17 protein-coding genes are annotated in these 13,720 nt (G+C 68.8%); 1 reads left to right on the top strand and 16 read right to left on the bottom strand.

The window, feature by feature from the left end; all coding sequences use genetic code 11:
* Positions 1-179 precede the first annotated feature (179 nt).
* Positions 180-833, top strand: coding sequence for a hypothetical protein (locus tag FCH28_RS11290; RefSeq protein ID WP_136739673.1), 654 nt, complete (start codon positions 180-182; stop codon positions 831-833).
* Between the two features lie 25 nt (positions 834-858).
* Here FCH28_RS11290 and FCH28_RS11295 read toward each other — a convergent pair whose 3' ends face one another.
* The 16 genes from FCH28_RS11295 to FCH28_RS11370 all read right to left on the bottom strand — a co-directional run bounded on the left by FCH28_RS11295 (position 859) and on the right by FCH28_RS11370 (position 13,411).
* On the bottom strand, positions 859-1,068 hold the full coding sequence (locus tag FCH28_RS11295) for a hypothetical protein (protein WP_136739674.1): 210 nt from the start codon (positions 1,066-1,068) through the stop codon (positions 859-861).
* Positions 1,069-1,596: 528 nt separating this feature from the next.
* Positions 1,597-2,970: a tyrosine-type recombinase/integrase gene (locus tag FCH28_RS11300; protein WP_136739675.1), complete on the bottom strand. Its 1,374-nt coding sequence runs from the start codon at positions 2,968-2,970 to the stop codon at positions 1,597-1,599.
* Complete coding sequence (locus FCH28_RS11305; RefSeq protein ID WP_136739676.1) at positions 2,970-3,167, bottom strand: helix-turn-helix transcriptional regulator; 198 nt, start codon at positions 3,165-3,167, stop codon at positions 2,970-2,972. The genes FCH28_RS11300 and FCH28_RS11305 overlap by 1 nt, the downstream gene beginning before the upstream one ends.
* A gap of 334 nt (positions 3,168-3,501) precedes the next feature.
* Positions 3,502-5,484: a DUF3987 domain-containing protein gene (locus tag FCH28_RS11310; RefSeq protein WP_342781603.1), complete on the bottom strand. Its 1,983-nt coding sequence runs from the start codon at positions 5,482-5,484 to the stop codon at positions 3,502-3,504.
* An 85-nt stretch (positions 5,485-5,569) separates the two neighbouring features.
* Positions 5,570-6,082 (bottom strand): hypothetical protein, encoded by a 513-nt coding sequence (locus FCH28_RS11315; protein ID WP_136739677.1) that lies wholly within the window; start codon positions 6,080-6,082, stop codon positions 5,570-5,572.
* Positions 6,083-6,086: 4 nt separating this feature from the next.
* Entirely contained in the window at positions 6,087-6,695 is a 609-nt protein-coding gene (locus tag FCH28_RS11320) for a hypothetical protein (protein WP_136739678.1), read from the bottom strand.
* A 10-nt stretch (positions 6,696-6,705) separates the two neighbouring features.
* Positions 6,706-6,894 carry a hypothetical protein gene (locus FCH28_RS11325; RefSeq protein WP_136739679.1) on the bottom strand — a complete coding sequence of 63 codons (189 nt, stop codon included), beginning with the start codon at positions 6,892-6,894 and terminating at the stop codon, positions 6,706-6,708.
* A 115-nt stretch (positions 6,895-7,009) separates the two neighbouring features.
* Positions 7,010-7,261, bottom strand: coding sequence for a hypothetical protein (locus FCH28_RS11330; protein ID WP_136739680.1), 252 nt, complete (start codon positions 7,259-7,261; stop codon positions 7,010-7,012).
* Between the two features lie 140 nt (positions 7,262-7,401).
* Entirely contained in the window at positions 7,402-9,582 is a 2,181-nt protein-coding gene (locus FCH28_RS11335; RefSeq protein ID WP_136739681.1) for a cell division protein FtsK, read from the bottom strand.
* Positions 9,583-9,729: 147 nt separating this feature from the next.
* Entirely contained in the window at positions 9,730-10,869 is a 1,140-nt protein-coding gene (locus tag FCH28_RS11340; protein WP_246102651.1) for a F0F1 ATP synthase subunit B family protein, read from the bottom strand.
* Positions 10,866-11,510: a GGDEF domain-containing protein gene (locus tag FCH28_RS11345; protein ID WP_187363808.1), complete on the bottom strand. Its 645-nt coding sequence runs from the start codon at positions 11,508-11,510 to the stop codon at positions 10,866-10,868. The genes FCH28_RS11340 and FCH28_RS11345 overlap by 4 nt, the downstream gene beginning before the upstream one ends.
* Positions 11,510-11,839 (bottom strand): hypothetical protein, encoded by a 330-nt coding sequence (locus FCH28_RS11350; RefSeq protein ID WP_187363809.1) that lies wholly within the window; start codon positions 11,837-11,839, stop codon positions 11,510-11,512. The genes FCH28_RS11345 and FCH28_RS11350 overlap by 1 nt, the downstream gene beginning before the upstream one ends.
* Positions 11,840-12,019: 180 nt before the next feature.
* Positions 12,020-12,208: a hypothetical protein gene (locus FCH28_RS11355; protein WP_136739682.1), complete on the bottom strand. Its 189-nt coding sequence runs from the start codon at positions 12,206-12,208 to the stop codon at positions 12,020-12,022.
* Between the two features lie 79 nt (positions 12,209-12,287).
* The gene (locus FCH28_RS11360; protein ID WP_136739683.1) at positions 12,288-12,758 is read right to left on the bottom strand and encodes a DUF3307 domain-containing protein; all 471 of its coding nucleotides are present in this window, start codon (positions 12,756-12,758) and stop codon (positions 12,288-12,290) included.
* A gap of 122 nt (positions 12,759-12,880) precedes the next feature.
* A complete protein-coding gene (locus FCH28_RS11365; protein WP_136739684.1) occupies positions 12,881-13,060 on the bottom strand; it encodes a hypothetical protein in 180 nt (59 codons plus the stop codon).
* A gap of 168 nt (positions 13,061-13,228) precedes the next feature.
* Complete coding sequence (locus FCH28_RS11370) at positions 13,229-13,411, bottom strand: hypothetical protein (RefSeq protein WP_136739685.1); 183 nt, start codon at positions 13,409-13,411, stop codon at positions 13,229-13,231.
* Between the last annotated feature and the right edge of the window lie 309 nt (positions 13,412-13,720).

The raw sequence follows: 13,720 nt of genomic DNA on the forward strand, positions 1-13,720 counted from the left end.
TGGGGCAGGAGCCCGCCCGACGAGACCAGGGTGAGGACGCGGCGCAGCGATTAGCCATCTGCTAGTGAGCGCGGAGTTGGATGGTCCGAGAGCTCGGCAAGCACTGCCGGTGGGGCAGGGACGGCACCTTGGCTTCGGATCTCAAGCGCGGTGGTCATTGAGACGTGTAGAAAGCTCGCATGGACCCCATAGCCCCCGCCGCCGTACGAGCCTCCGGCAGCATCGCCGGCGCCGCCCTTGGCCGCAACCGCTCCGTAGGCATAGCCCGCATCGGCAGCGCTGAAGACCGCGCACAGGCGTACCACCGCTTCATGGAAGCCGCGCAGCGGTGCACATTCGTCATGCTTGAGTACTTCCTGCGCCGCAAAGAGGCAACCGGCCCTTCCCCCTTACGGCAGCCCCTCTGGCGCCTGTTCCGCCATTGGTGCGCCGAGGGCGCCCGCACGCGGATGATGCAGGCCCAAGTCGAACTCCACGCTGCATTAATGGGTATCGAATTGTGCGCGCCCGCCCCGGTGCGTGAAGCCGCTCAGAAGGTGATCGGAGCCCTTCATCGCTTTGAGGACCGTCCGGACGACTATATCGGCGTACTAACGGAACATACCGAGGCGCAGGTTGAGTTTCTGCACGCCGCAAGACACGACCTGGCATACAACCCCAAGTTCTGGCAATTGCTGCGGAAGCTGCGCGAACGCCGCTATCGCAAGCGTGCGGAGCAGCGAGTAGCCCAAATTATCGACGGTTCCGTGCCCGCCTCGGACGCCATGCGAGAAGCATTTCGTCGGCGCGACAGGGAGCGGCGCGAAGCGTCGCCGCCTTCACACCAGGGCTGAAGTGCGCGTGGTGATTGACCAGCTCCTAGCACAGCTCGCTGCCCCATTTGTCGGCTCTGCTGCCGCGCCACTCGATCAGGCGCGAATCATCAACGTCGATCACGCCCTCATCCAGACCAGCGCGGCGCAGAAACTCGACGAGGTCTCTCGGGCCGCGGGCAAGCCCTTCGAGAATCTCGCCGCGAAGCCCGCCGGTCGGACTCGGCGGATGCACGATCACGGGGGCTCGCTCCATGCCCTCACGGTGCGCCGAGGCGCCACCTCACCAGTCGACGAATTCCAGGCATGCATGCGATGTAACGGCTCGTAAGAGCGGAATTAGTCAACACGCGACGCCACAGGCATCCCGTCCCGCGTCTTCCAGGCACGCCTCATGGGACAGTCAGCAAAGTTCATGGAGTTGATCAGGCTCTCTGCATCAAGATTGCGTCGACTCTCCGAGAATCTCGGGCCAAGTGCTTTCCTCAACTTTTGGTTCGACGCCACGTGCAAAAACGCAGGTGAGCACATCGCTCAGCACCGCATACCTTCTAAGCACTTGGCCGCAGGTTCGAGTCCTGCCGGGGGCGCTCTCCACGACCCTCCCCTTGGGAGGGTCTTTTTGCTGGTCAGGGCAGGTGAGCCGCACGCAGAAAAGCGCCGGCCCCTCCCCAGTTGATCGCGGGGAGGGGCCGGCGCTGTCCGGCTGTCACCGGGTTTCTGCGGGTGGCTGCGGTGAATACGCGGAGAAGTTCTCCGGGCCCCGTCAGACGGTCTCAGGAAGCTAGGGGCAGTCTTCCCCTGCTTCCATCCGCCGCTTGAGGTCCGGGAGCTGCCCTGAGACACATCGGGCGTAGGTGGCCAAGAGGACTGGCACGCTGTTGCCCGCCCATTCAGCCACCTGCGCAGGTGGGATGCCGTAGTTGAGCCACATGGTCAGCCGGGTGTTCCGCCAGTCGTAGACACGCCTGCCGAGCGGGGAGTCGAACTCGTGCGGGGTCAGGACCTCCTTGCGGCCCGCCCGGTGCGCACGGCGGATCACGGAGCCAGCGAGCATGCCGCCCTTCTCGCCCTGGAACAGCAGGTCCCCCGGCTTCAGGTTCTCCGCCTTGATGTGCTCGCGGAGGATCCGCGTCAGCGACGGATGCCCAGGGACGATGCGGGTGTCATCGCTGGCCCGTCCCTTCAGCCCGCGCTCTTCGTGGATCTCACCGTCATCGGTCCAGTTCCTCCCGACTTCCGGCTGAGCCGTGTGAAACAGCAGCTCGCACCACTGGTCTTCGGCATCCTCCGCGGGCAGACGAACGTCCGCTGCGTCCATCGCCACCGCTTCTTCAGGGCGCGGCCCGGCGTAGTACATCGTGGCGAAGAACGCGTGCAGCCGCTTGCCGCCTCGGGGACGGTTCCGCACCCAGCCGAGCAGGCCCGCCGCCTGCTCCGGGTTGAGGAGAGACCTCTTGTCGACTGCGGATGACGTCTTGGGCACCGCCCCTCTCCCCTTCGGCAGGGGATTCGCTCGCAGGATCCGCTGCTTTACGGCGTACTCCATGGCCACGTTCAGGATCCGCCGGTTGCGCTTGACGGAGTTTGCCGCGGCGCGCGTGCCGTCCAACTTCGAGCCGACGGCCCGAAGTACCTCGTCGGCCTTCGCGGGGTCCTCCCACGCGGCCATGGTCAGCGTGTTGCGCTCCACCCACTTCAGAATGGTGGCCACCTCGGGTGGAGCGTCTTCCCGGCGCCGCGTGTTGAACGCGAACTCCCTCAACGCCGTGCGCACATCGACCGGCCGGAACGCGGTTGGCGGTGTGCGCAGCAGGGCAATGGTCGTCGCCATAAGCGCTTTGGAAGTGTTCTTGCGGTTGTTCCCGCCGGTCCGGTGCCATTGAGCGTCCGCGAACTGGACGGCGAAGTCGTACCAGTTCACTGTGCTCGCTCCGGACTGATGCGAGACGGGGCGCCCCGTGGTCAGGCTGAAGGCCTCGCCACGGCGCGTTGCGCCGACCAGCTCGGAGCGGAAGGCATCCGCGAGTGGATGCGTGGCGAACGGTGCGCGCCACTCGTTACCGTCCAGCTCCCACCGAACGGTGTGGGTGATCTTGCGCTTGCCCCTGTAGACGGAGATCTTCCAAATCTTGACGTTGTACGTCGCGCCGTCCATCAGGCAGCATCCTCCCGAGCATCCAGCCAGCGTTCGTAATCGCTGCGCCGAATCCGGAGGTCGCCGTTGGGCAGCTTGATGCAACGCGGGGCGCGCCCCTTCGCGCGCCAGTCGTAGAAGGTAGATCGCGAGATCATCAGTTCTGCGCACACCTCACGGATCGTGAGCAGCCCGCGACTTCTGAGCGGAGTCGTCATGCCTCATGCCTCTCGTCGTCAAGGACTGCCGCCGCAGAAACCGCAGAATCCGCAGAAACCTGCGGACGCACGGTGTGACCTGCAGCGATGGGGGTGTGGGGGTAGTTGCCGCAAAAATCGCGCGAATCTCCGCAGAAATAAGCGGCAGGGGCGCCGACTGGGATCGGCCTCTGGCGCGCCGGCGCGGGCGGGCTGATTTCTGCGGCGATTCCTGGGATTTCTGCGGCTGCATCGCCGGTTGGGCGTTGCAGCTGGTCAGTGGCGGCGCCCATTGGTTTCTGCGGATTCTGCGGTTTCTGCGTAAGGGCTCGTGCGCGGGATCGTGTTCGTGGGCTCATGCCTTGGGCTCCCTCACCTGGGGGTGGATGAGGTAGCGGGGGGCCGGGGGGCGTCCGCGCTTGCCGGTGCGGGGCGGGGTCTCGCTGCGGAGGTAGCCGTGCTCTTCCAGGAGCGCGGCGACCGGCTCCAGGTCGGCGACGGTGGGGAATTCGGATCGGGAGAGCTTGGCGAACAGGTCGCGGCGGCTGACGCTCTCCCAACCGTTGTCCTCCAGGACGGCCAGGAGACTGCGGGCGCGGGCCAGGGTGGCGTCGGCGCCCATCAGGTCGAAGACGGTCAGCGCGTGCTGGGCGAAGTAGTCGCCCACTTCGATGGCGGCAGCCATCGTGTCGCCGGTGATGGGCCGGGTGTAGCCGTCTTCGAGGTGCTCGGCCAGGTGCAGGAGTCCGGCGATACGGGCGGTGGCGCCGACGAGCTTGCTGGCCCATTTGGTGATGTGGCCCAGGCGCCCGCCCCGGGCCCGGAGCTGGGGTTCGATGCGCTGGTCGTAGACGCTTAGCGCCTGGTCCGCTTCGGGGGTGAGCCGGAGTACGGCGGGGTCGGTCCAGTCCGCCAGGGAGAGCGTGAGCGCGGTGATGGTGCGCTCGTAGCGTTCGGCGACGTGCTCGGGGACGGGGTCGGGGTTGGCCTTGCGGTAGCCGACGAGGGATTCGGGCAGCGCGTACAGGAAGCGGGCGAGCAGGCCACGGCCGTCGAAGCCGCGGTTCTTGCCGATGTCTTCCAGTACGTCGGGCTGGACGGCCAGGCCCATGGTCAGGGCCGGTGCCTCGATGTTCTCGGCGCGGGTGCGGCGGTCGACGCGCAGCCAGTCTCCGGCGTGGCCTTTGAGGAAGACCTCCATGTTGGGGGTGCCCGAGTAGCGGCCGGCGATGATGTCGAAGATGCCACCCTCGGCGGACATCACCGACAGGCGACCGCCCTGCTCGCTCATCAGGGTGGTGACGGTCTCGGGGGTGGAGTCGTCGGCCAACAGGCGTGGTGAGACGGGTACTTCGAGGCTGTCTGCGGCCTGGGCGAGGGCGATGGCCTCTGCGGTCAGCCCATCGCGCTCCATGCCTTCGGCCTTGGCTGCCTGGGCGGCGGCCTTGTCGGCCGCTTCGTGGGCCATCTTGGCGGTCACCTCGGCCTCGGCGATGCTCCCTGCGGCTTGGGAGACGAGCAGCTTCTCGGCGGCCCGCAGCGGTGCGGTCATGGCGGTGAAGACGGCCGACTTGCGGTTGCCGGGCGGCAGGGCGACGACGACGAACAGGTTGGTGGGTTCGCGCCAGCGCCCCCGGAGCTGGACGATGACCCGGCCGCCAGCGGCGGTGGCGAGAACGGCCAGGGCAAGCGCTCCGGCTAGGTCGGGCGGGGTCTGGGTCTCCTCGGCCACGGCATCCACGAATTCCCGCAGCCAGGTGGGCAGGGTGTGGGTGGGAAAGGTGGGGAGCTTGGGCTGGTGGTTGAGCGGGATCGGTTCCGCCCACACTCCGGGCAGGCTCTCCGCGCCCAGTGCCAGGGCTTCGCGTAGGTCCTCGGGGGTGACGTCCGGTGACATGCCGGCCTGGACGATGCGGGTGCCTGCTTCGATGCTGCGGCGGCGCCGGGCCAGGTCGTGAACGATCTCGGCGTAGTACACGGCGTTGGCGGCCGTGGGGACTGCCTCGATCAGCGTGTGCAGGTAGGCCCGTCCGCCGATGCGGTGGAGGTCACCGACCTGTTCGAGATGGTGCCCAAGCGTGATCGGGTCGGCACGCTGGCCCTGGCTATGCAGGTGGAGGGTGGCGCGGTGGATGGTCTCGTGGGCCGGGCGGTAGTGATCGGCGGGGTCCATGACCGCGCCGACCTCGGCGATCACGTCGGGGGCGAGCATGAGGGCGCCGACGACGGCCTGTTCGGCGTCCACATCGTTGGGCGGGATGCGGGTGAAGTCGTCGCCGGTGCGGTCGCGCATCGGCAGCACGGTGGCGTGGTGTGCGTGCGCGGGCTCGGGTGTCATGCTGGGTGTTCTCCTGTTTCTGTCGAAGGGACGGAGAACCGGGGCGGTCGCGGTCTTTGGCGAGAGGCGACCGCCCCGGGCGTATCTACTGGTGCTTGGCCCAGTGGGCGTATTCCTGGCGGACGTAGGCGCGTGGGTCGGCCTCGGCCTGGGGGTGCTCGGGCCAGTGCGGTGCCCCGCCGTAGCGGCCGTCCCCATCGCGGTCGAACTGGAGTAGGCGGCGGGCGCCTTCGGTCGCCAGCTTGGTGGCGTCGGAGGTCCATCCCTCGGTTTCGTCAGCTACGGCGATGCGGTCCAGCAGGGCTGCCTTGCGCAGCCAGAACTCCCGCCCGAGCGTGGTGCCGAACGGCCGCGTTGCCGCCTGATCGGCCGTCCACCCGATCTCGCTGATGATGCTCGGCGCGGTGGCGTACGCCTCGTCCGGCGTCGGGCACGGCTCAGGCAGAGGCTGATGGTCAGCCGCGACGTACAGCCGCACCTTGCCCGCGTCATTGCGGGATGGGTAGCGGCGTTCCATGCCGGTGGTAAACATTGCGGCGAGCGTGGTCGCGATGCGGTCAGCTTCGGAGGAGTCGCAGATGACGCGGATCTCGAACATGGGGTCAGTCCTCTTGGGTGATCTCGATGGCGGGGAGTTCGGGCAGCCCGGCCTTGGCGAGTTGGGCAGGGTCGAAGCCGGGCAGCGCGGCGCGGGCGGTGAGAGCTGCGGCAAGGGCCTGGGCGTACTGGGCTCCTTCGCGGGCGACCTCGATCTGTGCTCCGGCCCGCAGGGCTTCGACGCGTTCGATGTGGGCGTGCTCCTCGCGCCGCTCGCCGATCTGCCGCTCGTGGGCTACGGCTTCGCGACGGTCGGTGCGCGACGTGCGGGCGTTGAGCGTGTAGGCAACGGCGGTGGCCAGGGCCCACAGCAGCAGCGGCAGCGAGAGGCCGTCGGCGTATCCGGCGACCCCGGCCAGGGCCAGGGCGCCGGAGGTGGCGAACGCCGTGCCGGCAATGACGTTGTCCCCGGCCCGGCCAGCCGATGCGAAGGCACCGGCCGTTGCTGCTCCGGTGGCGAGGACGACCATCAAGGCCGCGTTGCCGATGGAGTGTTCGGCGCCGTTGGCGTTCCAGATCCTGCCGAGGATGAGCACGGTGGACGTGGCGACCGCCGGGGCCGTTTTCGGAGCGGCCTGTGCGAGCCAGCGGCGGGCGGTGAGGGATTCGTTCACGGCCGGCCTCCTACAGCTTGCCGATGGCGTCGATGGCGGCGTGGGTGAGCTGGTTGATGGGGCCGGAGGCGCCGGTGGAGGCGAGGAAGAAGCCGAACATGATGGCGACGAAGGCGGAGCCGTAGCCGAGGGTCTTGGAGCGGAGCAGGAAGAACAGGACGAGTCCGAAGGTGCCGACGAGGGAGATGGTCACGGCCATGTCGGGGCTCCTTTCGAGGGGGTAGGCGCGGGCGCCGGGGTGGTGTGGTGGGTCGGGCAGGCGGAGACGGCCAGGCCGAGCAGGACGCAGACGAGCGCGGCGCGCAGGCGGCCCATCAACGGGTGCCGTCGCGGTGGATGCGGGCGGCGACGTTGAACAGGTGGCGGCCCACCCGGATGCGCTTGCGGTCGCCGTGGCAGCGGCGGCAGGTCTTGCCGGGCCGGAGCCGTCCGCGCCGGTCGGTCTTGAGGGCGTAGCCGAAGCCCTTGCACTTGCGGCAGTTGCCGAAGGGGCTGACGGCACACAGAGCTACGTAACAGAGTGTGACTATGAGCGGCAAGGTGATAGCGAGGAAAGTGGGGGTCATGAGCGGCCTCCGGGGCGGTTTTTGAGGGTTTCCGCAGGTGGGTCGCTATCCGCTAGCGGCCTGATCAGATGTGGTGTGGGGCGCTAGCGGGGCCGCTAACGTTAGCGAGGGTTACTGCTAGCGATAGCGGCCCCGGAGGCTCATCCGGCGTCGCGCTTTCCGTCACGCTCCGCTACTGCGGCGACGATGTGGGCGCGTTCGATGCCGCGCCGGTTGACGACCTTGTCCTTGATCCGGCGGCCGATCTGAACGGTGGCGATGCCGTAGGGCTTGAGGGCCGCGGTGAGCTGCTCGGCGGCCCACTCGCCGTAGACGTCGGGCCGCAGCTCTGCCAGGCGGGCAACGACGGTTTCGTTCCAGACCTTGGCCTCTTCGACGGGCACCACGCCGAGCAGGTCCCGCAGCAGGTCATACGCTGCCGAGGCGTCCGCCTCCGGCTCCTCCCCCAGCGCATGGCCGGAGAGCGTGCCGGCATCCTCCCGGGCCGTGCGGGCCCGCAGCGCGATGGCGTCAGCGCCGACGCCATCGACGTAGACGGAGCCGACGATCCGGGCGTCGGAGCCTTCACCGACGAAGTAGTGAATGCCCTTGTCGGCCCAGGAGAACATCGTGGCGCGGACTCCGCGCTTGTAGGCGGAGGTTCCCAGGACCATGTCGTTCTCCAGCTGGCCCATGACCTTCAGGCACCAGCGTGCCGAGGCGTTCGCGGAGATGCCGGTGGGCAGGGCCTTGGCGTCCGGGCGCTGGGTGGCCAGCAGCAGCACGATGCCGGTGGCCGGTCCGCGCTTGACCAGGTCGGTGCAGATCTCCTCGAACTCGTCCTTGTATTTGGGGTGTTCGAACATGACCTGGCACTCGTCGACGCCGATCACGATGGGGTGCAGGCCGAGTTCCTTCTTGCTAGCCAGCTCCGAAGTCACCTTGGATTCGGGGCAGATGTCGCGCGGCAGGGAGCGGATCATCTTGGTGCGGCGCCGCAGCTCCTGGCGTAGGTCGCGGAAGTCGCGGATGGCGTACTCGATGGCCTCGTCATCGTCGCCGGCAGCGTGCCGGTGGGAGACGCGGTCGCCGACCGGGTCAAGGTCGCCGGTGCCCTTCATGTCGTAGGTGTGCAGCTCAGCGCGGGGGTCCAGGGCCGCGATGAGCAGCAACAGGCGCAGAAGGAAGGTCTTGCCCATGCGGGGGATAGCGCCGATGATGCCCGCGATGTACATCAGCGTGACGCTGACCCAGCGTCCGCGCTGATCAGTGCCGAACGGCACCGGCTTGAAGAGGTCCACTGTGCCGGACTTGGCCAGCGGCCAGGCGGGCTTCTTGGCCTTGGACATGTCCTGGTCGCCGACCCACAGCACCAGACGGCCGGTGTGCTCCTCGGGCACTGCCTCGGGCCATACGCAGCCCAGCGGGCGCCGGAGTCCGGAGGCCAGCTTGTCGCGTCGCTCGATGACGTCGGTGACCGTCACGCCGTAGGGAAGGTCTCCTTCGGCGCGCCAGCCGGGGCCGTCCCGGGTGATGGGGGCGGTGAAGGTGAATCCCTCGCGTCCCTTGGACTGCGCCTGGTTGATAGCCGGGATACCCAGCGCACCCAGCGCCCGAAGGACAATGTCCGAGGTGAGCTTCTGTGCCTTGGGCAGCTCCACCGCGCGGCTGATGACCGGGGCATCGGCTGACTCTCCCGCCCAGCCCAGCGCCAGAACGAGCGTGCTGATGGACACCGTCATGAGCCAGGCCGGGGCCAGCACGTAGAAGGCGAGGGCGGCGCCGAGGCCGATGAACGAGGCGAGGATGACGACCAGGGTCCGCAGCCGGACGCGTCCGTCACGCTGACGGGAGAGCTTGAGGTAGGTGGCAGCGTCCTCCTTGGCCACCATCGCCCGTCGCACCGGGTCGCCTTCCGCATCGGAGACCCAGCGCATCGTCCCGCCCAGGAACTTCGCTGCCCCGCGCGGCGATTGCAGAGCCAGCCGCCCGGCATACACGGGGGCGCGCAGCGCGTGGTACCCGGCCATGTGGCCGTAGTGACCAGCCGCCCAGGTGGCGGCGGTCTTCAGCTCCGCCGTGGTCTTCAGCCACTCCGGGACGATCGCCCGGCGCTTAGCGCCCATCAGCCGACCGAGGTAGCCGGGCCCCTTCACATCGGGGCCGTCCACCATCACCCGGGCCGACGGGTCGCCCGACTCGTCGGCAGGCGTGTTGGGCTCCTCGTCGGCCAGCTGCTTGCGGGCGGAGCGAGCCTTGCTCAGGTCAACCACGTCCGCGCCGGGGGCGGTCATCTCGGCTTCGGGCCGGTTGAACAGTTCGCTTTCGTCATCGTGATTCACTGCTGCTTCCTTCCGGAAACGGGAGGTGGAAGGGGCCCGGACGGCGCTTTGGCCGGCAGGCGTCCGGGCCCCGCGGGGTGGTGGCAGAGGCTGATGGTCGGTGGGTTCAGGCGTCACGCTGCTCGTCGCTCGACAGGTGCAGTGCCGTCACACCGGCTGGGTGACAGCCGGAGTACGGCGTGCTGTCTGTGCTGCGACGGCACGCGCGGCGGAGTGGTACTTGGGGGTGTCGCCCTTGCGACGGCGCGGCGGCGCAGACCGCTTTCGGGGCGCTTTGGCGGGCTTGGTTTCCGCAGGGGGCATTTGGTTCGCGACCTGCGGCTTTTCACGCCGCAGCGGCACGATGTTGCCGGTGTCGGGAAGCACGAATTGCGGGTGCGCGAGACCTGCGCGGATGCGCCGGCCGACGGCGTCCGCGTCTGGCGTCCGCGCCTCGATGAGACGGGTTGCGGCGGCTGCCGCGTGCTGTTCCAGACACGGCGTCATGCCAGGCTCGGTCGGCCCGTGCACGACCTCCCATGCCCGCGTCCACGCGTCATCTGCGGACAGCGTCCCGTAGGGAGCAGCGGACACGAGCCGCCGTGCAACGCGGAGCACGTCCTTGTGGTGCCGACGGCGCCGGGCCGCGTGGCGGCGCCGCTGCCTGGCTTCCTCATCGCGAGCGGCGAGGGTCGACACCCACTGGCGGATCTCGAACACGACCGGCCCCAGAACGGTGACCGCTGCGAGTCCAGCGCCAGCCGCCATGGCGCTGTCGGCCGACAACCCATGCGGGCCGTCGGCAAGGGAGAGCCCGTAGCCGTAGTTGATGTACGCGGCGAACGCGGCACAGGCAGCCACCAAGAACCGCAGCAGCCAGCGCACCCAGCCAGGAGCACAGCGGGCATCGGCGTAGGCGACACCAGCCGACATCACCCACGCCGCGCCCTCCAGGCCCAGCGGGACGGGCAGCAGCATCACAGAGATGCCCACGAAGTGCGCGATCTGCGCGGGCAGGGACGCCAGCCCGGACGCCACCACAAGAGCGAGCGTCCCATTCCGGTAGATCAGCTCCGGCGTCAGAGCCTGTGCCCGGCGCTCGGCACGCTCCCGCCGACGGGCCTGACGGTCGGCGCGGTCCGCTCGCTTTTCGGCTCGGGCCTGGTCACGCAGCCGGGCGGCCCGTTCATCCGCAGCGCGCTGACGTTCCGCCCGCCGCTCCTCACCAGCCGCCGCATCCAACCGGCGCTGCTCAGCCTCAGCTGCCTGGTCGGCTCTCCGCTCCTGACGGTAGGCACTCACGCTCACGACGCGCCCCCTTCTACAGCGGCGTGACCCGTGCCGGGGCGGCCGGCGCGACGGCCGTTGACCGTCGGCAGGGCGGGCGGCAGACCGACGGCAACGAACCAGCCGCCCCCTGTCCGCTTGGCGGCGTACATGGCCTCATCCGCCCGCCGCAGCGCCGCCGACAGATCAGCCCCCGGCTCCGTGACCACCGCCCCGATGGAGGAGCCAACGTCCAGCGCGGTCCCCTCGTAGTCGAAGGGCTGCACCAGCCGGGTGTGCAGCTTGCCCATGTGCGTCCGCACGTCGTGGGCGGTGGCGGGCAGGATCAGGGCGAATTCGTCCCCACCCAGCCGAGCGGCCAGACCCCAAAGACGGACGCGGTCGGCCAGAACACGGCCGGTGTGAGCCAGCGCCGCATCCCCGGCCGCATGGCCATAGGTGTCATTGAGAGCCTTGAAACCGTCCAGGTCGATGACGACAACGGCCGCCGCGCTGCGGGCCAGCCGCCGACGGGCCTTGGCATCGAACGCGTCACGCGTCCACAGACCCGTCAGCGGGTCGCGGCGGGCCGACTCGATGCGGCGCCGCATGCGCAGCGCATGGAGGGACCATCCGGCCGCCAGCGGCCCGGACGCTGCGGCGAGCGTCAACAGCTCGCTCATCAGGCCACCGCCTTAAGAACGTTGCGGCTCTTGGCCGTGCGGGGCTTGGCCTTAGCCGGGCGGGAGAGCGGCGCGGCGGCGGCAAGGGCGTCGGCGTAGAGGGCGTCCCACGCCGCGACTTCGTCGCCGCTCTCGCCCTGCTCCCGCAGATCCCGCAGAACCTCGCGGGCCACGTCCAGCCGGGTCTCCTGCTCCTCCGCCTCCTCCTGACTAAGCGGGCCAAGGAACAGGTCGCGGTCGATGCCGAGCGGGAACTCGTCGAAGCCGAAGGCCAGCTCTTTGAACTCGGCGCCGTTCACGATCTGTTGATTGCCGATGTACATACGCATGGGTCACTCCTGAGTCGAAGGGACACCGGGGTGGCCTCGGTCTTTGGCGAGAGGCGGCCACCCCGGCAGGAAGAAAGATCTGCGGGCAGAGGTCAGACGGTGGCGATCAAGACGGCCGCGATGAGCAGCCACAAGTGATGGAAGGACTGGTCAGTTGACTGCACCAACCTGCTGGCTCCTCTACTGCAGCCAGCCGCCGCCGGGGCGGCTGTCGCGTACGTCGTTGTCTCCGCGCAGCGCGGCGCGATATACGTCCTCGGCCCGGTTCAGGCGCTTGACCGCCTCGGTCTGCCCGAGGTTCTTCAAGTGGTTCTGCCGGGCGGCGTCGAACTCTTTCTTGGCTTCGGCCTTGTTGATCCGCTTGTTCATGATCAGTTCCTTTCGGGATGAGCCGGCTGTCCGGCCCTCCGCACCGCTCCGCCGACGGACCGAGCAGCACAGGGGGCCGTCAGACGGTGGCGATGAGGAGCGCGGCGACCAGCAGCCACAGGTGGTGGAAGGACTGGTCAAGCGCATACGCGCCGGTCCCAAGGTGAGCTGCCGGCGTGCCCTTGGCGGTGACCGGGTGTGCAGGGTGGGCGGCAGTGCCGAGGTTGTAGAACTCGGTCTTGCCGGTGACCTTGGCCAGCCACGCCAGCGTGCTGCGGCGGTCCGCCCACCAGTGCGTGACCGCATCCAGGCCCATGCCGAGCACCAGCCCGAGGACCGAGAGGCTCAGGTGGAGCAGGGCGGCGACGGGCAGGAGTAAGGCGAGTTTGGTGGCCGTCAGGGTGGCGACGTGACGTGCGTCGGCCAGACAGCCGGTCCAACCGGGCTTGCCCTTGGTGGCGGACTGGTGGGAGGTCTGAACCCAGTGGTCACCCACACTGTGAGCGACGAGAAGGGGGATGAACACGGCGGCGAATGTGGCAGCGAGCATGACGACTTTCCTCGGTAGATGCGGGAGTTGGCTGTATCGGCCGGCGGCCAAGTGCCCCGGGCGGGATTCGATCCCGCGCCCTCTCGGCTGGATGCCGGGGCGGTGGTGCAGGGGCTAGCCGATCAACGGCGGCGGAAGGCGCGGACGAGGGCGATAACGTCATCCGTGCGGTCGGTTACCCGCCCGGACTCCAGCTCGTCGGCACGGGCCTCATACCGGTCCGCGACCTTGTCGTTGCCCCGCTCGCGCTCCGCATCGGCGGCCTTGCGGTTGACGGCGGCAGCCCTCTTCAAGCGGTCCATGGAAGTCCTCTTCAGGTGGTTGGGGCGTAGTGGTGCAGCGCCCCGGCCGGGAGTCGAACCCGGCCTACGACGATTGGGCGGTGAAAACGCCGTACGAGGTGGCGGCCGGCACAGCACCGGAACCACGTCGTACGGCGGATGAATCAGCGGGCCTTACGGACGCGGGGATTACTTGTGTCCGCGCCAGGCGCCAGCAGCGGCGTTGCCGTGCGACCGGGCCTGCCCGGCCTGCTCACGGGCCGCGGCCCGCTTCTCCGGGCTGTTGTGGCTGCGGTAGTCCTCACGGGCCTGGGCTTGCAGCTGCTCGACCTCACTGGTCTGGGCGTCGCTGCGGGAGCGGAATAGGCTCACCTTCGATCCTTTCTGGGATCACAGGGCGCGCCCGACAGCTGCCAGGCGGAGGGCGTGCCCTGCTGTGTGTTCTGGCCTTGGAGCCCGGTGCTCCCCACCGCCCCCGGCGACGAACAGCCAGGAGCGTCTGGGCAACACGGGGTTGCGAGGTACAGGCGCGGTTCGTAGCCGCGCGGCCGCCTTTTCAACTCGGGGAGGCGGGGCCCACCTATGCAGTTCTCAAGGAACGGGCGCTGCCTTCGAACCCGTTTCACGGGCTCTCCGGGCGCCAGAGCCGCGGATTCGCGTTGCTTCGCAGCTCAGAAGGAG

Source organism: Streptomyces piniterrae (assembly GCF_005048155.1).
GTDB lineage: Bacteria > Actinomycetota > Actinomycetes > Streptomycetales > Streptomycetaceae > Streptomyces > Streptomyces piniterrae.